The following is a 25374-nucleotide window of genomic DNA, read 5'->3' on the forward strand; positions in this document are numbered from 1 at the left end:
TGATGGGTCGTTTCAAAGAAGGCACTCGAGGCGCGCCGCACGATCGACACGCTCCGCACTGGGTGCAGCGTCGAGGTACAACGGGTCGAAGGTCTGCCGGACGTGACGCCGTTCGACTTCGACCGCATCTGACCTCGCAGGCCGGACCGTGATCGGGCCGCCGTTATAATCGGTGCGACTCTACGGCGGCCGCGCGTGCCGGCTGCCGGCTGCACGCCGGGATGATTTCCCTTTCGGGCGCGACGCGCTCGAGGATTTCTTTCTCCCCGAGCGTGAAGCGCCTTGCGCCATTCCCCGCGCCTGCCACTCATGCTCGGCCGGGCAACGGATGGTGACTGCGCGAGTTGCTTCAAATATGACGGTTTCCCGTGCTGCCACCGGGTTCACGGGGATCCTCGACAGAAAGACAGAGGGCCTCGCCGATGCCGGTTTCCACTGGTTTTGACCGCAATGCATTCAGGGCGTATCCGCTGGACGGCGCGCTGCTGCGCTTTCACCCCGCGACAGGAACGCACGTCCGGATCGAGAACGCGGCGACCCGCCACTTGCGGCGCCTCGCACCCCGGGTCGTGATGTTCGGGATAACGAACAAGTGCAATCTGTCCTGCGAATTCTGCTCGCGTGATGTGCGGCGCGACAGCGCCTGGTCCGTCCAGTCGGCCGCCGGCGTCCTTCGCGGCCTCGCCGCGGCAGGCACGCTGGAAGTCGCCTTCGGCGGCGGAGAGCCGTTCGCGTTCCGTGGATTCGCCGAGCTGATCGACATCCTCCATCACACCACGCCGCTTGCGCTGAACGTCACGACCAATGGAACGCTGATCCGGCGCAACACGTTCGCGCCCTACGCGGGCCGCTTCGGCCAGGTCCGCGTCTCGCTCTACGACGACGTGCGCTGGCGCGACGCGGGCACGGTCCTGTCGGAATACGGGCAAAGGTGGGGCGCCAACCTGATCGTCGACGACGCCGTGCTGCCGGGCCTCCCCGCCCTGCTGGCCGAACTGGCCGCGCTGGGTTGTCAGGATGTCTCGTTGCTGTCCTACATCGGCCCCGATTTGCGCAGGCACCTTTCGCCGAGGGGGCGCGCGCAGCTCGCGGCCATCGTGCAGGATTCGCCGATCGCCTGCCGCCTGTCGGTGTGCTTCGGCGACGCGGTGCCCGTATCCAGATTGTTCGACGGAGCCGATGGCAGTGGCGACTGCGGCGCGGGGCTGGACTTCGTCTCCATCACGCCCGATCAACGCATGCAGGGCTGTTCGTTCCAGGACGGCGGCCTGCCTGCCGCCAGTGCGGAGGACATCCTGCACGGGTGGCGCAACGCGCGTGCGCATCTCGAGCAGCCCAGTGCGCGGCGCGGTTGTGCACGTCGCGGCGCAGATGCCGGTCGAACCCGGTCAACGCCGCCGGTCAGCGTGTGGCAGGCATTCTCCGGCAACAACAGCGGCGAGTGCGTGATGGTCGCGAAATTCGAGACCATCGCGGATGCGGACGCCTACCTCGCACAACTGCTGCCGTCATGGGCGCCCGACGCCGAGTATTCGTCCGAGTGGAAGCGCCTGTTCAAGGAAGAAGCGGTCGCGGGGCCGGGCTTGTCGGGCGGAGGGTCGCCCCGCGAGCTGGCGGCGATCGGCCGCTCGGTGATCGCGACGGGATACGAGGCGGACGACCTGTTTCCGGAATTGCGTGCGCTGGCCTGGAAGAAAGGCGCATACGTGGTGCCCGGCGGCATCCACGCCCACGACGTGTTCCTGCTGGCCGCGGTGCGTGCGTCAGGCGCGGATGACGCACGCGATCTGGCCGCCCGGAAGCCCCATCCCGCCGCCAGGACCTGGCTGCATGGAGAGGTCGTCCTCGTCACGCTCGAGCTGCAGGGTGACGGCGCGCCAGGTGAGCTCGTCGAGATCCGGCAACTGCTCACCGACTATTGCGCCGGTCGCCCGCTCGCCGCGGAACTCGTGTTCGACGACATCGACGACGCGGCCATGCTGTCGGTCAAGAAGCGGCTCGGCGCGGAAATCGGTAGAACGCCAAGGCTTGCGCTGCATTTCGGCTCGCGTGAGGATTCCGGCGAGCGGGCGGTTCGATTCGCGCAAATGATCGCGGAAGGCCAGACCAACGTCGCCGGCACGTGTGTCCTGGTATCGGGAATCGAGCGGCGCAAGCGGCTCGCGGTGCTCGCCTATCGGCAAGGTGCGCATGTCGGCGCCATCGACGGCCCGGAAGTGCGCGTCAGTGCCTATTTTTTCGTGCGTGATGTCACACCTCGGAAAGGCCGGCGCGCGGAACCCGGCGAGATCGATATCGGCCTGGTTCGCGAAGCGCTTCACCAACGGTTTCCGGGCGGCGTTCGCATCGATGTCAAGGCGGGATATCGCCGGGGTATGGCCTTCGTGACCATCGTCACCGCGGACCCCGGATACGCTTTCGGTCAACTCGAGCAGCTTGCGGCGTCGTTCGATGCAAGGCTCAGCATCGGGGTGCACGAGGTCGATCCGCTGGCGTTTGCCGTTCGACGCGTGATCGCGGACGTGCATTCCTGACCTTCAACGCAACCCGCCCGGCGCGCGCAATCGTCATCCCGGAATGCACGTTTTCGGCCGTCGATCGATCCGGGTATCGCGCAGTCCGGCCGCGTCGCCGTCGCTCACGCCCGCCTGCCCGTCGACTGCGCAGCCAGCGCGGCCCGCTCGATCCAGCGAATGGCCGGCGCATCGTGCTCGCCCGGCGCGGGCTTGCCGATCAGGAAGCCCTGCACCTCGCGGCAGCCGGCATCCGTGATGCACGCCAGTTGCTCCTCCGTCTCGACGCCTTCCGCGACGGTCGTCACGCCGAGGCGCTTGCCGAGATCGGCCACCGCGCACACGACGGCCGCGCAGTCCGGTCGCGAGATCGCATCGCGCACGAAGCTGCCGTCGATCTTGATCTTGTCGAACGGAAACGCGCGCAGATGCGCGAGCGACGAGAAGCCCGTGCCGAAATCGTCGAGGGCGACGCGCACGCCCATCGAACGCAGCGCGCGCAGGTCCGCGATCGCCTTGCCCTCGTCATGCAGCAGCGCGGTTTCCGTCACCTCGATTTCCAGCCGGTCGGGCGTGAGGCCCGCGCCGGCCAGCGCCGCCGCGAAGGCCGGCACGATCGTGCCGTGGCCGAGCTGCGCCGCCGACACGTTCACGGCGACGCGCGCGCCGTCCGGCCAGCGCGCCGCCTCCCGGCAGGCATGGTCGAGCACGAAGCGGCCGAGCCGGTCGATCAGGCCGCCGCGCTCGGCCACCGGAATGAAGTAGCCCGGCGAAATCCAGCCGGAGCGCGGGTGATGCCAGCGCAGCAGGGCCTCGCGCGTCGTCACCTTGCGAGTCAGGACATCGACGATCGGCTGGTAGAACACGTACAGCCCCTGGTTCTCGTCCAGCGCGACGCGCAGCTTCGATTCGAGCGCGATCCGCTCCTGCGCGCTCGTTTCCATGTCCGGCGAGAACATCCGGTACGTACCCTTTCCGGCTTTCTTGGCCGCATAGAGCGCCATGTCCGCGCGTGACAGCAGCACGCCGGCGTCGTTGCCGTGATGCGGCGCCAGCACGCAGCCGATCGATGCGCCGATGCGGAACTGCCGCTCGGGCGACGGCGCATAGGGCGCGACGAGCGTGTCGACGAGCCGCGCGGCCGCGCCCATCGCGCCGTCCGCGTCGGTGTCGCGCAGCAGCACCGCGAATTCGTCGCCGCCGATGCGCCCGAACATCGTCCTCGCTTCCGGGCACTGCCCGCGAAGGCGTTCCGCGACCTGGCGCAGCACCTCGTCGCCCGCCGAATGCCCGCACGCGTCGTTGATCAGCTTGAAGCCGTCGAGGTCGATGAAGAGCAGCCCGAGCGTCTTGTCCGAGCGGCGCAGGCTCGTGTCGAATTCGGCGAGGAAGGTCGCGCGGTTCGGCAGGCCGGTCAGCGAATCGTGATGCGCGAGCTGGTGGATACGCGCTTCCGCCTCGGCCTGCTGCGTGACGATCGACCACGACAGCATCGGGCCGATGTAGCGCCCCTCGGCATCGCGCACCGCCGAGACCTGGAGGTCGAGCACTTCCGGCCCGAGCCGCACGCGGCCGCGATGCGGCAGGTTCGCCGGATCGGCGAGCAGGCGGCGCTGGTGCTGCGGGTGCGGATGGAAGAAGTCGATCGACGCGCCGAGCGCATCGTCCGCGCGGATCGGCAGCAAATGCTCGATCGAGCGCAGCAGGTTTCGCGACGCCGTGTTCAGGTAGTTGATGCGGAACGTCTCCGGGTCGGCCGTCATCACGGCCACCGGCATGTCGTCGATCATCCGCATCAGCCGCGTCTGCGCCTGCTCGCGCATCCGCGATTCGGCCTGCGCGTCGACGGTGCGCACGAAGCCCCGGTAGTTGACCGAGATGACGGCGATCAGCGCGGCCGACACGAAAGCCATGTTGACCGCGGTGGCGACGAGCGTCGGCTGGCCCGTCGAGAGGAAGAACGCGATGAACGCGGCGTTGACGATCACGGCCACGATCAGCGCGGCCGTGCGCAGGTACATCAGGCTGAAGATGCAGCCGATCACCGTGATCGCCATGTAGAACGCGACCTGGGCCCTTTGCCACGCGTCGCCGTACGGGAACAGCAGCAGCGCCCAGAGGGTGAACGTCACCGCGATCGGGATCACCAGCCAGTTCGTCATCGTGAGCGCACGCGACACGGTGTCCGGCGTCGGCTCCACCAGCCGCGCGCGGCGCCAGTGCAGCAGCCGCGCGAGCGACACGAGCGTCATCGCGGCCGGCATCGCGACCGACAGCCACCACGGCGTGCTGCGCAGGTGCGTGACGGCGAGGCTCCAGGTGCTCGAGACGAGGATCAGGTACATCACCGGTAGCTGGCCGGCGAATACCCGGAATTGCGCCGCGAGCAGGTCCGGGTTCCGGGCCGGCGCCGCGATGCTTGCCAGTCTGACCATCCGTGCGTAGTGGGTTTTCATGTGAGCCTGCCTGCTGCAACCTGCGTTCGGATTGCCGTATCCGGCGTTGTCGCTTACCGGCGCGGGCCCGGATCCAGCTCGGCCGTGACGGCCGATCCGGACGCGGGAACCGTCGCGCTGGCGCGGTTGCTGCCGGTCAGCGCGATCTGCCCGCTGCCGACAATCTCGTTGAGTGGTGCGGGCCTGCCGAGCAGGAAGCCCTGCGCTTCGTCGCAGCCTTCGTCGGCCAGCAGCACGAGCTGGTCGCGCGTCTCGATGCCTTCGGCCAGGATCGGAATGCCCAGGCTCTTGCCGAGCGCGAGCACGGCGCGGATGATCGCGCGATCCTGCGGTTTCGCTTCCGCGTCCGCGACGAACGACTGGTCGAGCTTGATGCGGTCGAACGGGAACGAGCGCAGCGTGTCGAGCGACGAATAGCCGGTACCGAAATCGTCGAGCGCGATGCTCACGCCCAGCGCCTTGATCTGCCGCAGCGTATCCAGCGCGCGCTCGCGGCCGGCAAAGATCGTCGATTCGGTCAACTCCAGCTGCAGGCGCGATGCCGGCAGGCCGGTTGCATCGAGCACCTCCGCCACGAGCGCCGTCAGGTCCGCGTGCATGAACTGCACGGCCGATACGTTCACCGAGACCGTATAGGGCGGCTCCCACGTGGCCGCGCGCGCGCATGCCTCGCGCAGCACCCACGCGCCGATCTCCAGGATCACGCCGTTTTCCTCGGCGAGCGGAATGAACTCGGTGGGCGGTATCGTGCCGAGCGTCGCATGCTGCCAGCGCAGCAGCGCCTCGTAGCCGCGGATCTCGCCGGTCGTCAGCGACGTCTGCACCTGGTAGTGGATGCTCAGCTGGTTGTCGGCCACCGCGCGGCGCAGGTCGGCCGCGAGGCTGCGGCGCGCGCGGACGATCAGGTCCATCGCCGGCTCGTAGAAGCAGATCGATTGCGCGACGCTGCCCTTCGCACGGTACATCGCGAGGTCCGCGTTGTTGATGAGGATCGCCTTGGTGGTGGCGTCATCCGGGTAGATGGCCACACCGAAGCTCGCGCCCGGCACGACCTCGTAGTCGTCCAGCCTGACCGGCTTGTAGAGCGCGGGCTCGAGCCGTTCGAGCAGGTCCATCAGGCGTGAGTCGTCGCCCATCCGGCAAAGTGCCGCGAATTCGTCGCCGCCGATGCGGGCGACGAATTCGCCTTCGCGCAGCAGGTTCGACATGCGCCGCGCGAGGATGCGCAGCACCTCGTCGCCGGCGTGGTGGCCGCGCAGGTCGTTGATTTCCTTGAAGCGGTTCAGGTCGATGCCGATCAGCGCGAGCTTCGTGCCCTGCTCTTGCGCCAGCGCGATTTCGAGGTCCAGCCGCTCGTTGAAGCTCGCCCGGTTCGGCAGGCCGGTCAGCATGTCGCTCAGTGCCAGCCGGCGCAGGTGCTCGAGCGATTCGGCCCGCACGTTGCTGTCGATCACGTAGCTCACGAGCCCCGTGCAGACGATCACGAGCGACGTACCCGCGACCGCCAGCGCCAGCGGACGCAGCGTGTTCACGTCGGTCCACGCGCCGTCGAGCGTCAGCGGCGTGATGCGCAGCGCGGACATCCCGGTGAAATGCAGCGCGAGGATCGCGAGCGACAGCACGCCGGCCATCTGGTTGACCGCGTACGGCGACGGCCGCAGCGCGAGGTGCAGCGCGAGCGCCGCGAGGGTCATCGCCAGCAGCACCGACGCGACCAGGTAGCCGATGTCCCACGACACGATGCCCTCGACCCGCCACGCGAGCATGCCGGTGTAATGCATCAGCACGATCGCGACGCCGACGATCGCGCCGCCGAGCGCGGGCGCGATCCTGACGATGCGGCAGGTCGTCAGCACGAAGCCGATCGTGCTGCCGCCGACCGCGATGAGCAGCGACACGAGCGTGAGCGGCAGGTCGAATTGCACGGGCGCGCCGGCGTCGAAGCCGAGCATCGCGATGAAGTGCGTGCACCAGATCGCCACGCCGGCCGAAATGGCCGTCAGCACCTGCCAGCCGAACCGCTGCGTGCCGGAGGTGTTCACCGTGCGCTGGAACAGGCGCGCGGTGACCCACGAGCCGGCCCCGCACAACAGCGCGGCAAGCAGGACCAGCCAGTGATTGTGCCGTTGAACGATGCACCCTAAAACTGTCGCCAAAACCTTTCTTCCCCTATCCGTCGCATGCGTGGATGCCGTTCCCGATCGAAACCGCGGGGCGATGCCGCTTCGATCAGGCGCGCCTTCCGGATATCGGCATGCGATGAATAAACTGAACGCCGCGCGGCGGCACGCAAACGATTGCCCGGAAGATATTTTTTCTGGGAAAAGTGCCGGAACGAGACGGGGCGGGATATCGAAGGATCGGCCGATGGTTTGCCGATCGACCGACGGGTGTAGGCGATGGGTGATACGGCTGGATTCCGCCGCGCGTCACCGTCAGGTTTCTTCCGGGTTCGTCACGGATGGCCAGGGAACGCGGCGCGGTTATCGAGGAAGGTGCTGCAGGCTCGACCATGTCGGCACGCGGTGCCGAAGAACGGGATAGGTGGCAGACGGGATTAAAACCGGATTCCAGAGATCGACCGCCCGCAATTGCAGGCGGTCGATCAACACGCGTCCGTCATTTGCCCGGGCGTCGCGTGGGCTCGATCGGCTCTCCGTTCTCCGACACGAAATGCCGCCACGCGATCGATCCTCGGGCATTCAACGCACTGGCACACACGCCATCAATTCACCCCGACCGCGCTCCAAGCACGAGCGACCGTCGCGCTTTCGGCCGAATTCGCGCCGTACAGGTCGTTCGCCGCCTGGATCGACGCACGCCGCGCGTTCGGGTAGCTGGAGTTGGCGTTCAGATACACGGTCAGCGTCCGGTACCAGATCTTGCCGGCTTTCTCGCGGCCCAACCCGGTGAAGGTCGTGTCGCCGTTGCAGACCAGTTTCGCCTTCGTCAGGCCGGTATCGGTCGACGGCACCGTCGGGCCCTCCGCCAGCAGGTAGAAAAGGCGGTTGCCGACACCCGATGTGAAATGCGGATCGTGGCGCGGATTCGACCACGAGAATCCGCCGGACGGGTAACAGCTGAACGACCTGCCATCGAGATCCTGCTTGTACATCTTGCGCAGGCCGCCGCTCACCACGCGCGCACCGATCACGTAGTTGCCGGGATCGTTCGGGTTGTTCGCGTAGTACTTGACGAGCGTGCCGAAAATGTCGGAAGTCGCTTCGTTCAGCCCACCCGCGTCGCCCGAATAGTTCAGGTTGGCCGTGGCCTCGGTCACGCCGTGGCTCATCTCGTGTCCGGCCACGTCGACCGACACGACCGGCTTCGGCAGGCTCGTGCCCGGCTGGCCGTCGCCGTACACCATGATGTGCGACGGCATCCATGCCGCGTTCGCGCCGGTCGTGCCGCTGCCGGTGTCGAACACCACGTGCGCGAAACTCTTCACGCCGCGCCCGTCGTTGAAGATACCGTTGCGGTTGTGCGTCGTCTTGTAGTAATCCCAAGTTAACGCCAGACCGTAATCGATGTCGGCGGCGACGGTCTGCCGGTCGGTGGTCGCGTTGTTGCCCCACACGTTCGTGCTGCTCGTGAAGATCGGCAGGTCGGACGCCTGCTCGACGTCCTCCGCGATCAGTCCGCGGCCGTCGTATACGGAGCCGCCGCCGCGATTCGGATCGAGCATCCGGTACGCGTTCGTGCCGGTCTGGTCGGTGGTCAGCGTCAGGTTGCCGTAGTACAGCGAGCGGCCGGTGCCGGTCGCGGCGGCGGTCTTGATCAGGTCCTGCGCATCGAGCACGGCGCCCGTGCGTGCGTCGACGTAGTACAGCACCGCATCGCCGTGCACGTCGTTCGACTTGCCGTATACGCGCACTGCATAGGCCAGCGTCGGCGTGACGTCGCGTGCGAACACCACGAGTTCCGCGTCGTCGACGCGGCGCACGTCCGAGTTGAAGCGCGCGGTCGCGATGCGCTTGACCCTGGCGTTGCCGATGTCGGGCGCGTTGCGTATCACGGAGCGGTTTCCGACCTTGCCGATCGTGCCGGCGAGATTGATCGGCGCGAGCTGGGTCACGCTCGCCTGCTTCAACTGCCCCTTGCTCGAATGGACGACCACGTCACCGCCGATCACGGGCAGGCCCGCGTAGAAGCGGTCGAAACGCACGTGCTCGGTGCCGTCGGGATCGACGATCACGTCGCGCACCTCGAATTGATCGCCGTCCGTCGGCGCACTCGCCTGCGGCCCTGCGAACTTCAACGTGCGTGCTGCGCCGCCAGCGGCCAGACTGAAGGCGGACGGGTTCTGCTGGATCAGTTGCAGTGCCTTGTCGACCGTGGCCGACTGGTCGCCGGCCTGGGCAAAAGCACTGAGACTCGCGACGGTAATCGCGGTGATGGACAGCAGGCGAGACAGTTTCTTCATGTAATCCCCCGGTTATGTATGGGTGATGTTCGAGGAATGCATCAAGTACAGACTTTGATCCAGGACATGTCACGAACTGCAGAGGGATGCTAGAAGGTCATTTTTATAATTACAAGATATTTTCTGACAGGTTAATATTTTCTGTCGGCGATGTTAATCGAGTCATGATTTGGTGAGAAATCTGAAATGATCTCGTCGGCTGCGATGCCGGTTTCGGCAACGCCGCATCGGCGGAATGTGCGTGACGAGCCCGCCGTTACTGGGGAAAGGCGTGCGTGGCGCGGGTCGGGCGGGATGGAGGATGTGAAGCTCGAGGTAACGCGGCAGATGCTATTTGCTTTATTAAATATTGATTTTGATTATTGCCATTCCGGGCACGCCGCCGGGATTTTTAATGGCTTTCCGATTCTCGCCCTTGATGACACCGCCTTTTAATTCGTAGTAAAAGCCTCGCGAATGACGCGCGAGAACAAGTTTTCTACGAATCTTTTGTTTGAGCGGTACGGCTCAGCCGGCAGCATGAGTGCGTCACACTGCCTCTTGCATCGCCCTATCCGCGCAGCGTGACGCGGATGCGCGGCCGCACGCCGCTGTTTTCGCGAGAGATGCATACGGCCGATGGACCGTCCGTCGACGTCGGCCGCCTACCTGCCCCGCACCTTGACCTGCACCACCAGCCACGTCAGCGCCCCCAGCACGAATACGGCGAGCGTCCACGTGCCGCCATGGTGCTGCAGCACCGCGGCCGTCGCGGCGATGCCCGCCAGTCCCTGCTGCAGGAAGCCGCACAAGGCCATCGCATGCGCGCCGTGTTCATGCGCATCGCTGACGGCGGTCGCCATGCTGTTCGGAAACAGCACCGCCTGGCCGAAGATCGCCAGGCAATACAGCGCGATGAAGATCCACAGGCCGGTGAAATGGGTCAGCAGGCCGCTCAGCCACGACACCAGCATCAACGTGGTTGCGAACGCAAGCAACGCGGCGCCGGCATGCATCAGCCGGACGCCGCCATGCCGTCTCACGAGGCGGTTGACCAGCATCGCCCCGCTGAAATAGGCCACGCCGAGCAGCAGGCCGATACTGCCGAAGCTCGTCACGGCCAGCTGGAAATGCTCCTGGAACACGAACGGGCTCACCTCCTGCAAGGTGACGGTCGTCGCGAACCCCAATCCGCCCGCGCAGGCTGGCCACAGGAAGCCCGGGCGCCGCAGCAGGAGCCAGTAAGTACCGGCCAGGCCCGACGGTTTGGCGGCTCGGCTTCCCGCCTTCAACGGCAACGCGTACGACAGCGCGATCGCCAGCGCGGCGACGACGGCCATCAGCACGAAACCCGTTTGCCAATGACTGTATCGGCCGATGAGCCCGCCGATGAACTGGCCGCCGCCCAGGGCCGTGATGAAGGCGATCGACAACACGGAGAGGCGTCGCGCCAGTTCGTCGCCGCGCCAGTTGTCGCGGACGATGATTCGGGCGATGATCGCCGCGCCGCCGCCGCCGATGCCCTGGATGGCACGCAACACGAGCAGCACCGGTGCGACCGTGCAGCCGGCGAGCAGCAGGCTGCTGCCAATGAACAGCAGCAGCGAAATCAGCAGCGGGCCGCGCCGGCCCCAGCGTTCCGCGGCAGCGCCCCAGAATGGCACCGGCAGCGCGGCACCGATCACATAGGCGGAGATGGATAACTCGGCGCCGCCTTGCGTCATCTTCAACTCGCGCATGACGACAGGCAGCGACGGCAGGTACACCGTCGTCGCCATTTGGGCCATGAATACGACCAGGCACGCCAGCGCCATCAGCGAAGCAGCCGACGCCGCAGGTTCGCACGGCGCACCGGCGGCAAGAACGGGTTTGTCGCTCATGCCAGCCCTCGATCCGATCGGAACGCGCACCCGGTCGTTACCCATTCGAGCGCACATGACGGGCTCCCGTCGCGGGCGCTATTCGCGTACATGCGCGTCTGAAATCCGGGTTCGGTCGCCATCGTTTCTCTCACGTTATTTTTTTCGGGGTTTGCCGCGGCAGTGGGCGGCAGGACTGAAGCGGCTGATTGTACAAAGGTGCGGGAAACGAATGGTAGACGCCGAATTCAAATGACCGTTGCGGAGCGGCGAGGGGCTCCCGGCTCCGCCCGCCCCGACAATGCAGGAAGTGTGGTGGGGCAAGCAGGGCCATGGCCGATATTCAATGACGAACCGCAGTCGAGCGACCGCTTCGTGCATGAGGCACAATAGCCGGCTTCAACATTCAACCGCGATCAAACCCATGCGCTTCGTCGTCGTCGGAACCAGCGGAGCGGGGAAATCCACCTTTTCCAGCGCACTGGCGGTGGCAGCAGGCTGCCCGTACATCGAGCTGGATCGACTCTACTGGGGCCCCGACTGGACTGCCGTGCCGCCGGAACAGTTCGAGCGCGCCGTGCTGGCCGCGACGGCCGGCGACCGATGGGTCGCCGACGGGAACTACAGCGCCGTGCGCGACGTGCTCTGGTCGAGAGCCACTCACGTGATCTGGCTCAACTTCGGGCGGCGGACGGTGTTCTCCCGCGTGCTCTGGCGCACGTTGAGCCGCGGGCTCATGCGCACCGAACTTTCGCACGGCAACCGCGAGTCGCTGCGGATGGCATTTTCGCGAGAGTCGGTGCTGCTGTGGTCGTACACCACGTTCGCCAGGAATCGCGTCAAGTTCGCCGGCCTGCGTGACGACCCGAAATACGCGCATCTGCACTGGACTGAGATCACCCGGCCTTCGCGCACCCGCGCGGTCATCGACATGCTGGTTGGCGCCGGCGGTTGAGCGCGGCGCGACGCGCGTTTGCGGCGATGCGAATTCACTTCACGGCCGCATTGCCTCCGTCGGCGAACAGGGCCGAGCCGGTAACGAAACTGGCCATCGGGCTCGCCAGAAACAGCGCCGCGGATGCGATCTCGTCGGGGCGGGCGATGCGCTTCATCGCGTGGAGCCCGGCCGCCCATTCCTTCTGCTCACGGTCTCCCCCCATCGCGGTGTCCACACCGCCCGGCAACAGTGCGTTTGCCCGAATCCCCCGTGCCGCGTAGTCGGCGGTGATGCCCTTCACCAGTCCCATCAAGCCGGCCTTGGACGCACCATACGCGGACATGCCGGGTAGCCCGACGCTGGTTCCGACGAAGCTGGACGTGAAGACGATCGAGCCGCCTCCGCGTTCGAGCATCGCGGGAATCTGGTTGCTTGCGCCCAGGAAGGCGGCCGTCAGATTGGTAGACAGCGTGTGCTGCCAATCGTCGAGCGAGATGTCCGCGAGCGGTTTGAGCGGCCCGACGGTTCCCGCGTTGTTGATCGTGATGTCGAGACCGCCGAACTCGCGCAGGGCCGTCGCGACGAGCCTTCGATGCGTATCGACGTGACAGACGTCGCCTGCGCAGGCGAACGCCTGCCCGCCGTGACGACGAATCTCGCTGGCCACCTGATTCAACGTGGATTCGCTTCGCGCGCCCAATACGATTGACGCGCCATGCGCCGCGAACATCAGTGCGATCGCCCGGCCGATTCCGGTGGAGGCACCGGTGACGATGGCGACTTTCCCGTCGAGTAAGGTCATCTTCTTCACATCCCGTGAGTGAGGTCAGTCACGGCAATGTAGGCGACCGTTTGCAGGCAGACACTCCGTTTCTTGCTGTTGAAGTCCGGTGCAACGGCATCGCGGGTGGTGCGGCACGGCCATGTCGCGCGCTGCGGCGATCTGCACGTGATGGAGATGCGCAGCCTTCCCGACCTGCACGGTCATTGAAACGGCGGCCCGCGCCGGCACCCGAACGCGGTACGACGCTTGCCGGCGTCAGTCGTCGAACGTGCCGTGATATTCCGGCGCGGCATCCGCGCGCGTGTTCAGCTCGAACATCACGCCGCCCGGCGCGCGGCAGAAGAAACGCGAACCGCGCCCGTTGTTGAAGACGTCCGTCACCATCTCGACGCCCTCTTCCCTGAAGCGTTCGAACAACGTGCGAACGGCATCGAGGCTCGGCAGCTCGAACCCGACGTGGAAATTCGTCGGCCACGCGGTCTCATCGTCGCCGGCGTGATCGATCACTACGTCGAAGCCCGGGCGCTTGAGGATCCAGGATTTGTCCCAGCTTCCCGCGATCGTGAAGCCGAGATGCCGCTCGAAGAATCGGGCCGTCGCCAGTGTGTCGGCGGAGGGGAAGCTCAGGTGATTGAGCTTCATGGTTTGCGTCATGGCAGTCATTGCGAGTCTCCGTCATGCGTCGATCGGCGGAGGCCCCATGCCGTTCCGCCCGACGCACCCAGAATACGAGCCGCGGCTCGCATTCGACAATTCGCATTCGCCGCCTGGCTCGACAGCGCGCGAACCCGCGAGAAATCGCGGATCGGGACGTGGTTGCGAGCGCTGCGGATCGCGCCATTCGCATTTGTATTTGTCCGTGATTTGGCTGAACCACATCACTTCCGGCAGCCGCCCACCTTATTGCTCGAGAGAGCCATCTCCATTGGATCCTCTTTCTGGACAGGTGGAACCATCGTTGAAAGCGACACGCCCCATGCCGCCCTACGTCTTCGCCGCTTCGTAAACCTTCGTCTTCGGATTGAACCGGTATTCGACGACATCCGCGGCGCCGTCGGTCTTTTTCCGGCCGGCGTTGTCGATGCCCGTCCCGTTCATCGCCACGCGAAGGCGCGGCCAGTCCCGGCCGTCTGCCGGCAGGAACGTCAGCGTCGCCGAGCTTTCCACGCACGGTATCCGGTTGCCGGTACCCGCGGCATCGCATGCCGCGCCGCTGTCGTTGCCGCGAAATACGTTGCCGGCATAGGTCCAGTCGGTATCGTCAGGATTGCTGGACGCATCGGTGCGCCGATAGACGAACATGCCGAACGACTTGATCCGGGTACCGGAAGCCAGGTACCAGGTCGGCACGGCCAGCACGATCCGCCCGTCCGGCAGGGTCGTGCTCACGGTGGATTCCTTGTCGTCGATCGTGTCAGCCTTTTCGTAGCGGCCAAACTCGCCGATCGAGCGTTCCGACTCGATCATGTTCCAGCCGGCCACGCTGCCGTCCGAGATCCATTCGAAGGTCGCCTCCGTGATCGTCACCCTGGCATCGGGCGCCGGCTCGGCGGTGTTCTCCTGTTCGGCGTACTTGTTCGGCGTCTCGTACGCGAAGCCGGTGAAGTAGTGGCCGCCGTTCAGGTCGAACGCGTAGCCGTACCAATACGTGGCCTGGCTTCCGTTGGCAATCTCCATCGAGGCCTCGCCATGCGCGTCCTTCTGGTAAATGCCCTCGAGCACCTGGCCCGGCCTGGGCGGCACGGGCGAGTCGCGCCCTTCGCGCTGCGAGGTAACGGCCTGCGTCGCCGACGCGGCCGCCGGCTGCGCATTCGACGCGGTATCGGCCTGACCGGAACGATCCCCGCATGCCGCGACCAGAAGCGAAACGACGGACAGCCATGCAATTTTCCCGATCATGTGCCTTTACCCCGGATGCGTCTTCAAGTGACCCGATGCACGCTCACGGGTGCACCAATTGATATCGCCGTTCGATACCGGTTGCCCGGCCGATCGATTCGGGCGCCGGTTCTCTTGTCGAACCCATGGCGCGGATTGTCCGGGCGCTAGCGGCACCTGCCGCCGTAACCGGCCGGCAAAGCCGATGGCAACGCGGCGCTCGCCGCGAAGGCAGGCAGCCCAATGTGACGCGGCAACGCGACGCGCTGCGCGGGAAGCATCCTGTTCTCGGGTTTCATCGTTTTCATTTTGTCGTTGTCGGCGCCAATACGGGACTGGAAGACGTGCTCGGACACGCTCAATGCGGAGTGCATTGCGCCAGCGCCGATTATCTCCACAATCGGCGAATAAATCATCCATCGACGGCATCGGCTGCCGGACGAGCCCGACGTAGCCATACCGCTCTTCGCGACGCCTCAAGCGTCGATGGCCCGGGGTCGACAGACACACCCCGGGCCACGGATCGCCCGCCAGTGCCGGGCATCACGACCGCTGCCCGACACCACCGTTCGATCGATACTGCGCGGACAACGTCAGAACTGGTAACCCGCGCCCACCACCGCGCCGAAGTCCGAACGCGTGTTGCCCGTCACCGACGCCTTGACGACCCAGCGGTTGCTTTCCGTCACGTACGAGTACCCGGCGGCGAAACCCTGCTGGCCGTGATAGTTCGACGTCGCCGCCGAGACCATCGAGCGGCCCGCGCCCGTCGGTTGCGGCAGGCCGGCCACGGCCATTGCCGATGCCACGCCGCCGTACATGTCCTTCTTCAGGTCGTTGAACGAGTTGTACACCTGGCCGATGCGCTGGTCGGTGTAGCCCTTCGCCTGCGACGTGGCGGTCGACAGGTTGTCGTTCAGCTGCTGCACGTTCACCGCGTCGGTCGGCGCCGTGCCGGCCCCGACGTTCGTGACCTGGCGCTCGCTGCCCTTCGCACCGACCGAGAACGAATTGTCGCGATCGGCGACGGAGCCCTGGCCGACCGCCACCGCGTTCTTGCCGGTTGCGGTTGCCGTCGACCCGATCGAACCGGCATCGGCACGTGCGATCCACGTCGTGTTCGCATCGGTCGCCGCCGCACGGATCTGGTCGTTGGCCGCCGCGTTCTTCAGCGCGTTGTTGAACTGGCCCATGTTGACCGCGTCGTTGTCCTTCACGCCCGCCGCGACACCGGTCAGCACGCGGTCGCCCGACGTGCCGGAGAAGTTCACGCTGGTGCCGCCGGTGTCCTTCCCGACCGTGATCGCGCCGTTCGGATCCTGCTGCTGCACGAGCCCGGCCTTGCCGTTCGCGATGTTGTTCACGTTCCCCTGCAGGTTCGTGATGTCGGTCGTGTTCTTCGCGACCTGCTGGTTGGTCGCGTAGAGCTGCGAGCCGTTCACCGCATCCGTGCTGGTTGCGCTGAGCGTGCCTGCCTGCACGTTGGTGATGCGCGTGCCACCTGCACCACCGAGCGTGATCGAGCTCTTCGACGCGTCGTCGTACTGCACCGCGAGCGCACCGAGCTGGTTGAGGCTCGACTGCACGCCCTTCAGCTGCTTGACGTTCACCGCGTCGGTATCGGCGGTGCCCGCGGCGACGTTCTTCAGCACGACGGCCGCATTCGGGTCGCCGCCGATGAGCGATACCGAGTTCATCCGGCTGCCGTTCGCGTCGACGTCGTACTTGACGACGTTCTTCACGGCCTCGCCCGCCTGGTTGGACACCTGCGTGATCTGCTGTTCGAGCGACGACTTCACGCCCGACAACTGGCCGCCGTTCACCGCGTCCGTGCTGCCCGCGGCGACGTTGCCGTCGGCCACGTTCGTCAGCTTCGTCGGTGCACCGCCGCGCGCCGCGTTGTAGGCACCGAGCGTCGGGTCGAACTGCAGCGCGTCCTGCTGCAGCCCCGCGATCGCGGCCGTGTTGCCGGCGATGTTCGTTTCCGCATTGCCGAGGCGCGTTTCGTGATTCTCGAGCGTCGTCGTGTTGTTGAGAACGCGGCCGTCGAGATTCGTGAGCGCGTCGCCGACATTGTTGAACGAACCGCCGCCTACCTTATAGTCCGGCGCGCTGATCGAGCCGTCCGGATTCGCCGTCGCACCGCCGCCCAGCGCGGCCGCCGTGCCGTCGGTTGCACGGCGCAGTTGCGCGCCGTTCACCGCGTCCGTGCTGCCGGCCGCGACGTTGCCTTCCGCGACGTTGGTCAGGCGCACCGGGCTCCCGCCATTGCCCGCGCCGAGCGAAACCTGCTTCTTGCTCGCGTCGTCGTACTTCACGGCGAGTGCGTCGAGCTGGCTCGTGCCGTCCTGGATCGCCGCGTTCAACTGGTCGACGTTGACCGCGTCCGTGCCGTTCTTGCCGGCCGCGACGTTGCCGATGCGTTGCGGGCCGTTGCCGCCGTGGCTCGCGTCGTAGGTGCCGAGGTTCGCGTTCCACTGGAGCGCGTCCTGCTGGAGCGCCGCGATGTTGCCCGTGTTCGTCGTCACCTGGTTGCCGAGCGTCGTCACGTTGTTGCTGACGTTCGTAATCGACTGGTTCAGCGAGTCGGTTGCCTTGCCGAGCTGGCCGACGTTCACGGCGTCGCTCGCGGCAGTGCCGTCCGCCACGTTGTGCAGGCCGACCGGCGACTGGGCGCCCTTGCCGCCGAGCGTCACGCCGCTGTGCGCATCGTCGTCGTACTGCACCGCGTTCTTCGTCGCGTTGCCGATCTGGTTGTTGATCGACGTGCTCAGGTTGCCGAGCGTCGTATTGATGTTGTTCGTCACGCTCGTGCTGAGCGACGACAGGCCGCCGTTCAGTTGCCCGACGTTCACCGCGTCGGTGTTCGCGACACCGGCCGCGACATTGTGCAGCGTCGTGCCGTTCGTGCCGGCGAACGTCACCGAGTCGAAGCCGCTCTGGCCGTCGTACTTGACGTTGCGCGTGTCGGCCGCCTGCAGGTTGCTGATGTTGGTGGTCGCCGTGCTCAGCGATGCGTTGATGCCGGTGACGTTGCTCTGCAGGTTCGTGATGTTCGACGCGGCGGTCGAGATCGACGATTGCAGCGGCGCGACGCTGCCGTTCAGCTGACCGACGTTGACCGCGTCGGTGTCGGCGATGCCGGCCGCGACGTTGCCGATGCGTTGCGGGCCGTTGCCGCCGTGGCTGGCATCGTATGCGCCGAGGTTCGTGTTCCACAGAAGCGCGTCCTGCTGGAGCGCCGCGATGTTGCCCGTGTTCGTCGTCACCTGGTTGCCGACATTCGTAATCGACTGGTTCAGCGAGTCGGTTGCCTTGCCGAGCTGGCCGACGTTCACGGCATCGCTCGCGGCAACGCCGTCCGCCACGTTGTGCAGGCCGACCGGCGACTGTGCGCCCTTGCCGCCGAGCGTCACGCCGCTGTGCGCGTCATCGTCGTACTGCACCGCATTCTTCGTCGCGTCGCCGATCTGGTTGGTGATCGACGTGCTCAGGTTGCCGAGCGTCGTGCTGAGATTGTTCGTCACGCTCGTGCTGAGCGACGACAGGCCGCCGTTCAGTTGCCCGACGTTCACTGCGTCGGTATCGGCGACACCGGCCGCGACGTTGTGCAGCGTCGTGCCGTTCGTGCCGGCGAACGTCACCGAATCGAAGCCGCTCTGGCCGTCGTACTTGACGTTGCGTGCGTCGGCCGCCTGCAGGTTGCCGATATTCGTGGTTGCCGTGCTCAGCGATGTATTGATGTCCGTGACGCTGCTTTGCAGGTTCGTGATGTTCGACGCCGCCGTCGAAATGGACGTCTGCAGCGGGGCGACACTGCCCTTCAGCTGGCCGACGTTGACCGCATCGGTGTCGGCGACGCCGGCCGCGACGCCGCCGATCGTGGTGCCGTTGCTGCCGTCGAGCGCGATCGCCGCGTGCGAATCGTCGGTGTATTTCACGACGTTCTTCGTCGCCGTCACGATGCTGGTGCTGAGGCTGTTGCCCACGCTGGTCACACGCTGGTCGACGTTCGAAATCGTGGTCGACAGCGAATTGCCGACCGACGTCACGCGCGCGTCGACGTTGGCGATGCTCGTGCTGAGCGTGCCGTTCACGTTCTTCAGCTGCTGGACGTTGACGGCATCCGTATCGGCCGCGCCCGCCGCGACGTTCTTGAGCTGACGCTCGGCGCCGATGGCGCCGAACGACACCGCGCCGCCGACCGGCGCGGCCGTGCCGCCGAACACCGGCGTGCCGCCGTTGTTCGCGCCGACGCTGCCCGAGCCGATCGCCACCTGGTTGTTGTCGTTCGTCTGCGCGCCCGCACCGATCGCCACGGATTGCGTGCCGCCGGCGCGCGTCTGTGTCGCCGCGTCGTACGACGCGCCGGCCGACACGCCGTCGCTCGAGGTCGGGTTCGCACCGCCGATCGCAACCGAACGGTCGCCGCTTGCCAGCGCCGAGTGGCCAAGTGCGATCGAGCTCGTGCCGCGCGCATCGGCGACGTTGCCGAGCGCCATCGAGAAATCGCCGACCGCGGCCGACTGGCGGCCGACGGCCAGCGACGTATTGCCTTGCGCGACGGCTACCGTGCCGATCGCCGTGGCCGAGTTTGCCAGCGCCTGCGAACCGACGCCGATCGCAATCGCGCCCCCGCTGCTGGTGCCGCCCTTGCTGCTCGCATTCGACTGGTCGCCGATCGCGATCCCGCTGGTACCGGCCCTGGCGTTCGTCCCCATCGTGACGTTTGCCGTGCTCACCGCCACGTAACTTCCGCTCTTGGTCGACACGCACAGCGGGTTCGTCCCGTCGATGCACTGGCCGTTCAGCGCGTTGTCCGGGTTGCCGCGGTCGACGAAGTTGTCCGCATGCGCGGCCCCCGCGATCAGGACACCTGCACCCGTGAACATGGCGGCGGCGAGCGCCGAAATCTGCTTCCTCTTCATGGTCTTCTGCTCCGTTTTGTAGCGTCTGGTTTGTATACGGACTACTTAATTTGCTTGAAGGATTCAGCTGCGATTGCGACTGCGATTACGATTACGACTTCAGTGCGGAACCTGATTCCGATACCCGGCCCGAGCGTGCCGAAGGCGACACGCATCTCCCGCCCGTAGCGACGGGACGTTCGAAAGCCCGGGCACGCCGTTGGTGTGACGACCCGTTCCGTTAATCCGGTTAGTGCATTAGGAATGCATATCGTTTTATATGGGCGAATTCGCCCATCGACTGAATCCGGAGATTCAACCCGCCGTTATGGACACCCCTGATTTGATGTCGCGCCGACCGCGACCAACCCCGCTTCTTTTATTTCATCGACGGCAACCGGACGTGCGCCTGAGCGCTACGGACATGCGTTCGGACGAGCATCAATTGATGCCACGGCCCCGAATCACGCAACGTCCGTCACAACCCTCCGTGCCTTGTGCTGCCCCGTGCAACCCTGCGTTCAAAGTTCGGACGAATTATGAGACACGCACTTAAATTATTGAAGGCGACATTCTTTATAGATTGTAAAATCCAATATATTCAATAAGTTGCGTTAAAAATGCGCATCTCGCAAACGATTTCGCGGCGCCGAAATTAATCCAGATGTTTTGTCGAGCGGACAAATGCTTTGCCGAAGCGGATTAAAAACAAATTCCAGCGAAAATATTTCTGCAGAAAAAACCACCGAGCCGCGCGATCGCATGCGGGCAAGAATGAAAATGGCGGAAATGGACAGGTATCAGGGTGCCACACCGCCAACGCAAATCGCAATATCTGATTAAGAATCATAAAACTCGAATGAAGCAAATAGAGTCAATGCGTCTGGCAAGAATCGAAATATCCCCCTACAATTCGGCTCGCATCGACACGGTCAGCCGCACCCTTTTCCACGCGCGGCGACGGCAACGCTTCGCGTCCTTACCGGATCAGCGATCAATACAAGCAACGCCGGGTATTACGCCGACCGGTCGTCTGTCGCGCGGTTTGCGCGAAATCCGAATATCGATGCGCTTGTGCGTTGCCATAGAGCAGTTTCCAACGATTATCCGAGCCGGGCCGGCCACCCGCAGGAACGCAGCCAGCAGCCATTCCAGAACAGGTGCACGATGCATCCATCGACCTCCGCATTGGGCGACGCCCATATCCTGATCGTCGACGATCAGCCCGACCAGCTCCGCTTGCTGATCGACATCCTGCGCGGCACCGGGTGCCGGATCAGCATTGCATCCGACGGGCTGCAGGCGTGCCAGCGCGCGCAGGCGCTCATGCCCGACCTGATCCTGATGGATGTCCGGATGCCGCGCATGGACGGCTTCACCGCGTGCCGGCTGCTGGCCGCTGATCCGCTTACGTGCGCGATTCCTGTCATCTTCCTGACCGTGGCGGGCGCGTTGCACGAACGCCTCGAGGGGTTCGAGATCGGCTGCGTCGACTACGTGGTGAAGCCGTTCGAGCCGGCCGAAGTGCTCGCGCGGATTCGCGTGCAACTCGCGCGGGCGACGCGCGAGCGGCCCGTCGACACGGAAAGCGTGTTCGTGACCGGCAAGGACGACGACATCATCGTGCGCGCGGCCATCCGCCACCTGGCGCGGACGCTGAACGATCCGCCGACGGTGGAACAACTGGCACGCGCGGTCGGCACGCATGAAAAGCGGCTGTCGCGGGCGTTTCGCGACAATCTCGGCCAGACGGTGTTCGAGTATCTGCGGCACGAGCGGCTGCGGATCGCGCAGGATCTGCTGGATTCGACGTCGCTCAGCATTGCCAGCATCGCGAAGGAGATCGGTTTTTCCACGCCGGCGAATTTCGCGACCGCATTCCGCGAACGTTTCGGCCTCACGCCGACCGAGTGGCGGCGCCAGCGCCACGCCGGTGAACGCGCCGCGCGCCGGGAGCCGCAACGCGACGTGTAGGACGCGTTCCGCGCGCTCGCGCCTACCAGTTGTATTTCGCGCTGGCGAGCACGGTCCGCTCGTTGCCGAACACGCACACGTTGTACGACTGGCAACCGCTGACATAACGCCGGTCGAACAGGTTCGCGACGTTCAGCGCGAACCGCCAGTGCGGGATCTCGTAGTGCAGCGCCAGGTCGACCAGCGTCACGCTCGGCACCGTCAGCGAGTTGTCGGGCGCGCCCGCCGACGCGCTCTGGTAACGCACGCCGCCGCCGAGCCCGAGGCCCGACAGCGCGCCCGTGCGCCAGGTCCAGTCGGCCCACATCGAAGCCATCTGCCGCGGCAGCGGCACGGCCACCGGCCAGTGGTTCAGCGACGCGTCGTTCGCCTGCACGTTCTTGACGTCCTGATGGACGTACGACGCGACGACCGACAGCTCGCGGGTGGCCTTGCCGACCGCGCTCAGCTCGATCCCGCGCGAGCGGACCTTGCCGGTCTGCACGGACGTCGTGCCGGTCGGGTCGAGATTGACCGGCGTCGGCGTCACGACGTTGGTCTGGTCGATCTGGTAGAGGGCCGCACTCAGCATCAGGTTCCGGCCCGGCGGCTGCCAGCGCAACCCGGCTTCCGTCTGCGTGCCGCGTGTCGGCTTCGGCAGCCCGCCGCCATACAACCGCACGCCGATGACGGGATCGAACGACGTCGAATGGCTCACATACGGCGACAGCCCGGCGTCGCCCCGATAGGTGAGTCCGACGCGCCCGGAGAATGCACTGACGTCCTGCCGCGCCTGCTTGCCGGCCGTCCGGTCGTCGAACCGCGCATTGACGAAATCCTCGCGGCCGCCGAGCGTCAGCGTCCAGCGCTTCCAGCGGATCTGGTCTTGCGCGTATACACCGAACGTGTTCATCGCCGTGTACTGGTCGACGTGGCCGAGCGACGTCGGGCCGGAGAAAATCGCGTCCGTGACGGGCCGGTACACGGGGTGATACAGGTTGAGCGACGGCGCGATCGCAAGCCACACGCTGTTGGTCGTCGTCTGCCGGTCGTATTGCACGCCGAGCAGCAGCGTATGTTCGAGCGGCCCCGTGCCGAAGCGGGCCTGCGCGTGGTTGTCGATGTCGAGCCGGCTGTAGTTGAGCTGGAACAGCCCTGCGGTACGCATCATGTTGGTGGTGCTGCGGGGCGCGAAGCCGTTGCCGAACACCGTCGCGTCGTCGAGCGACAGGTGCGACCAGCGCACGTCCTGGTGCAGCGACCAGATCGCGTTCACGCGGTGCTCCAGCGCGTAGCCGAGCGACCACTGCTTCTTCCGGTAGTCGTTGAACCCGGGGTCGCCCATGTAGATGTCCTGCGACAGGCGGCCGTTCGGGTTCGGCAGCACCGTGCCCGACGCAGGCAGGAAGTTCGACGAAATATCGCCGCTGTCCTGCAGGAACGTCGCCGAGAGCGTCAGCGACGTGTCGGCGTTCGGCCGCCAGCGAAACGACGGCGCCAGCGCGACGCGACGGTCGCCGTTCGGGCCGGTTTCCGCGTTGCCGTCGCGCGCCACGCCGACGAAGCGATACGCGTACCGGCCGTCCGGGTCGAGCGTATCGCCGACATCGACCACGAATTGCTTGCGCGCGTCGTTGCCGATCTGCACGCCGGCTTCACGGACGCGTTCGCCGTCGGCGAGCTTCGTGTGCGCGTCGACGATCGCGCCGGGCTCGCCCGCGCCGTACAGCACCGACGTCGGCCCGCGCAGCACCGCGATCGAGTCGATCGTGTACGGGTCGACGCGCCAGTCCGCGATCACGGCCGTATGCGGCGCGGCCACGCCATCGACGTACAGCGTCGGCGTGAAGCCGCGCAGCGCCGCATACGAGTCGGTGCGGCTGTCGGCGCCGAACGTCGCGAACCCCGGCACGTAGCGCAGCGCCTGGTTCAGGTCGGTCGCGCCGGTCATCTCGATCTGCTGCGCGGTCACGATGTTGATCGTCTGCGGCACTTCAGCCACCGGCGTATCGGTTTTCGTGCCGGCCGTGGTGCGCAGCCCGACGAGCCCGCTCGACGAGCGGTCGCCCTTCCCCGTTACGTCGATTTCCGGCAGCACGGCCGCCGGCGGCGCTGCCGCACCCGATGCCTGCGCGTGCGCGCCGCCCGCTGCCGCCACGTACAACGCGCCTCCGGCGGCGATCGCCATCGCGCGTTTCGCCGCGCCCGTCCCCGTTACCATCGTTCCATGCTCCGTCGTGCTGGTGGCCGATTCGACCCGATCGCGGCCCGATCGCGGCGCGACGCACCGCCGGCGTCCGCCCCGTGTTGTCATGCCGGCGATGCTGGTTGCGCGCGAGTCGGCATGCAACGGCCAATGGCGTCGTTCGCGAGCGCAGCGATCATACCGGGCGAACGTAACGGAGTCTTTAAAAAAAGTGCGCCGGCGGGAAAAGCCGGCGTTTGGCGCGTTGGAGGCGGGGCCGGCGCGGGATCGATCCGTGCGGCGGCCCGCGAGGAAGGCAGATGAAAGACGGGAACGCCAGGCTGCATGCGCCCCGGGAACGGCCGTGGGCTGCCGTCGGCGGTACTAGGCGCGCACGCGCCGAATCCTGAGCGTCGCCGACGGCGACTCGCCGAACGCCCGCTTGTACTCGATCGCGAATCGCCCGAGATGCGCGAAGCCCCATTTCAGCGCGATGTCCGTCACCGATGCGAGCCCCGGCGACTCGTCGGCCAGCAGTTCCTCGCGCACACGTTGCAGCCGCAACTGCCGCACGAAGCCCATCGGCGTGATCCCGTGGCGATGGCGGAAGCCGGCGAACAGCGTGCTCGGGCTCACGCCGGCGAGGTCGGCGAGCCGCTCGATCGTCAGCGGCTCGTCGAGATGGGCGCGAATGTAATCCTCGACGCGCCGCACATAGAACGGCGCGAGCGCCACCGGCAGGTGCCGCGTGCCGTTGCGCGCGCTGTTCGGGTGGCCGTGCAGCAGCAGGTTGAGCAGCGTCGATTCGAGCGGCTCGAACGCGAGCGGATGACGCAGCGGATGCGCGTCCGTTGCGATCGCGCCGGCGAGGACCGGCAGCAACTGCGCGAGACACGCCCCTTGCGACGACGACAGGCTGAATGCCGGTTCGAATTCGACCGGTGCGCGCCGGTCGTCGCCGAAATGCCGCTGCGCATGGCGCTCCATCACTTCGCGCTCGATGCGCACGATGACCTGCGGACACGCGTCGCCCCAGCGCATCTTCAGCGGCAGCGTCGGCGAGATCAACGACGCGGTGCCCGGCGACGACACGAAACGCGCCGATCCGCACTCGATCTCCGCGTCGCCGCGCAGCGGGATCTGCAACAGGAAGAAGTGCTCGAGCGGCCCGGGCTCGATGCTGACCCCGCCGCCGTAATCGAGCAGGTTCAATGACAGGTTGCCCCAACGCGCATGATGCATGCAGCTGTGCAGCGCGCGCGATTCGCCTGTCGGCGTGAGCCGGTGCGGCTTGAAGACGTCGGCGACACGCGCGCGCACCTCGTCGACATCGTTCGACTGCAGCAGCAGATTGTCGTGATTGAAACAGGCGGTGTCGGCCAGCCAGCCCGTTCCGGAAAATTGCGCCATCGATGTTCTCCCGTCATGCTCGGTTGCACTCGCGCCGTGCATGCGTTCCCGGTGTGGGGGCATTCGCCGCACGATCCGGATAGCGCCCGG

14 protein-coding genes are annotated in these 25374 nt (G+C 66.1%); 4 read left to right on the plus strand and 10 right to left on the minus strand.

Features of this window, described 5'->3' with window-relative positions; all coding sequences use genetic code 11:
* The first annotated feature begins 422 nt into the window (after nucleotides 1-422).
* Nucleotides 423-2534: a radical SAM protein gene (locus ACTJLD_RS15085; protein ID WP_440659197.1), complete on the plus strand. Its 2112-nt coding sequence runs from the start codon at nucleotides 423-425 to the stop codon at nucleotides 2532-2534.
* 104 nt (nucleotides 2535-2638) lie between these two features.
* Here ACTJLD_RS15085 and ACTJLD_RS15090 read toward each other — a convergent pair whose 3' ends face one another.
* The 3 genes from ACTJLD_RS15090 to ACTJLD_RS15100 all read right to left on the minus strand — a co-directional run bounded on the left by ACTJLD_RS15090 (nucleotide 2639) and on the right by ACTJLD_RS15100 (nucleotide 9392).
* The gene (locus ACTJLD_RS15090) at nucleotides 2639-4969 is read right to left on the minus strand and encodes a putative bifunctional diguanylate cyclase/phosphodiesterase (protein WP_440659198.1); all 2331 of its coding nucleotides are present in this window, start codon (nucleotides 4967-4969) and stop codon (nucleotides 2639-2641) included.
* 53 nt (nucleotides 4970-5022) lie between these two features.
* The gene (locus ACTJLD_RS15095) at nucleotides 5023-7125 is read right to left on the minus strand and encodes a putative bifunctional diguanylate cyclase/phosphodiesterase (protein ID WP_440659199.1); all 2103 of its coding nucleotides are present in this window, start codon (nucleotides 7123-7125) and stop codon (nucleotides 5023-5025) included.
* 569 nt (nucleotides 7126-7694) lie between these two features.
* Nucleotides 7695-9392 (minus strand): M4 family metallopeptidase, encoded by a 1698-nt coding sequence (locus ACTJLD_RS15100; protein WP_060316735.1) that lies wholly within the window; start codon nucleotides 9390-9392, stop codon nucleotides 7695-7697.
* 186 nt (nucleotides 9393-9578) lie between these two features.
* On the opposite strand from ACTJLD_RS15100, the gene ACTJLD_RS15105 reads away from it, so the two are divergent.
* The gene (locus ACTJLD_RS15105; protein ID WP_440659200.1) at nucleotides 9579-9827 is read left to right on the plus strand and encodes a hypothetical protein; all 249 of its coding nucleotides are present in this window, start codon (nucleotides 9579-9581) and stop codon (nucleotides 9825-9827) included.
* Nucleotides 9828-10036: 209 nt separating this feature from the next.
* On the opposite strand, the gene ACTJLD_RS15110 is transcribed toward ACTJLD_RS15105, so the two are convergent.
* Complete coding sequence (locus ACTJLD_RS15110; protein ID WP_440659201.1) at nucleotides 10037-11251, minus strand: MFS transporter; 1215 nt, start codon at nucleotides 11249-11251, stop codon at nucleotides 10037-10039.
* Nucleotides 11252-11654: 403 nt separating this feature from the next.
* On the opposite strand from ACTJLD_RS15110, the gene ACTJLD_RS15115 reads away from it, so the two are divergent.
* Entirely contained in the window at nucleotides 11655-12185 is a 531-nt protein-coding gene (locus tag ACTJLD_RS15115; protein WP_124839217.1) for a toxin, read from the plus strand.
* Nucleotides 12186-12219: 34 nt separating this feature from the next.
* Here the strand turns inward: ACTJLD_RS15115 and ACTJLD_RS15120 are convergent, their stop codons facing one another.
* The 4 genes from ACTJLD_RS15120 to ACTJLD_RS15135 form a co-directional block, all read right to left on the minus strand.
* The gene (locus ACTJLD_RS15120; RefSeq protein ID WP_440659202.1) at nucleotides 12220-12969 is read right to left on the minus strand and encodes an SDR family oxidoreductase; all 750 of its coding nucleotides are present in this window, start codon (nucleotides 12967-12969) and stop codon (nucleotides 12220-12222) included.
* A 237-nt stretch (nucleotides 12970-13206) separates the two neighbouring features.
* The gene (locus ACTJLD_RS15125) at nucleotides 13207-13614 is read right to left on the minus strand and encodes a VOC family protein (protein ID WP_196589686.1); all 408 of its coding nucleotides are present in this window, start codon (nucleotides 13612-13614) and stop codon (nucleotides 13207-13209) included.
* Nucleotides 13615-13935: 321 nt separating this feature from the next.
* The gene (locus ACTJLD_RS15130; protein ID WP_440659203.1) at nucleotides 13936-14850 is read right to left on the minus strand and encodes a hypothetical protein; all 915 of its coding nucleotides are present in this window, start codon (nucleotides 14848-14850) and stop codon (nucleotides 13936-13938) included.
* Nucleotides 14851-15422: 572 nt separating this feature from the next.
* Nucleotides 15423-19757, minus strand: a complete 4335-nt coding sequence (locus tag ACTJLD_RS15135; RefSeq protein WP_440659204.1) for a YadA-like family protein — start codon at nucleotides 19755-19757, stop codon at nucleotides 15423-15425.
* 1146 nt (nucleotides 19758-20903) lie between these two features.
* Between ACTJLD_RS15135 and ACTJLD_RS15140 the strand changes: the two genes are divergently transcribed.
* On the plus strand, nucleotides 20904-21710 hold the full coding sequence (locus ACTJLD_RS15140; RefSeq protein WP_059699351.1) for a response regulator transcription factor: 807 nt from the start codon (nucleotides 20904-20906) through the stop codon (nucleotides 21708-21710).
* A gap of 22 nt (nucleotides 21711-21732) precedes the next feature.
* On the opposite strand, the gene ACTJLD_RS15145 is transcribed toward ACTJLD_RS15140, so the two are convergent.
* Nucleotides 21733-23910 (minus strand): TonB-dependent siderophore receptor, encoded by a 2178-nt coding sequence (locus ACTJLD_RS15145; RefSeq protein ID WP_440659205.1) that lies wholly within the window; start codon nucleotides 23908-23910, stop codon nucleotides 21733-21735.
* Between the two features lie 348 nt (nucleotides 23911-24258).
* Nucleotides 24259-25284, minus strand: coding sequence for an AraC family transcriptional regulator (locus tag ACTJLD_RS15150; protein WP_440659206.1), 1026 nt, complete (start codon nucleotides 25282-25284; stop codon nucleotides 24259-24261).
* Nucleotides 25285-25374: the final 90 nt, after the last annotated feature.

Source organism: Burkholderia sp. 22088 (assembly GCF_052045915.1).
In the GTDB taxonomy this organism is placed as follows: Bacteria; Pseudomonadota; Gammaproteobacteria; order Burkholderiales; family Burkholderiaceae; genus Burkholderia; species Burkholderia cepacia.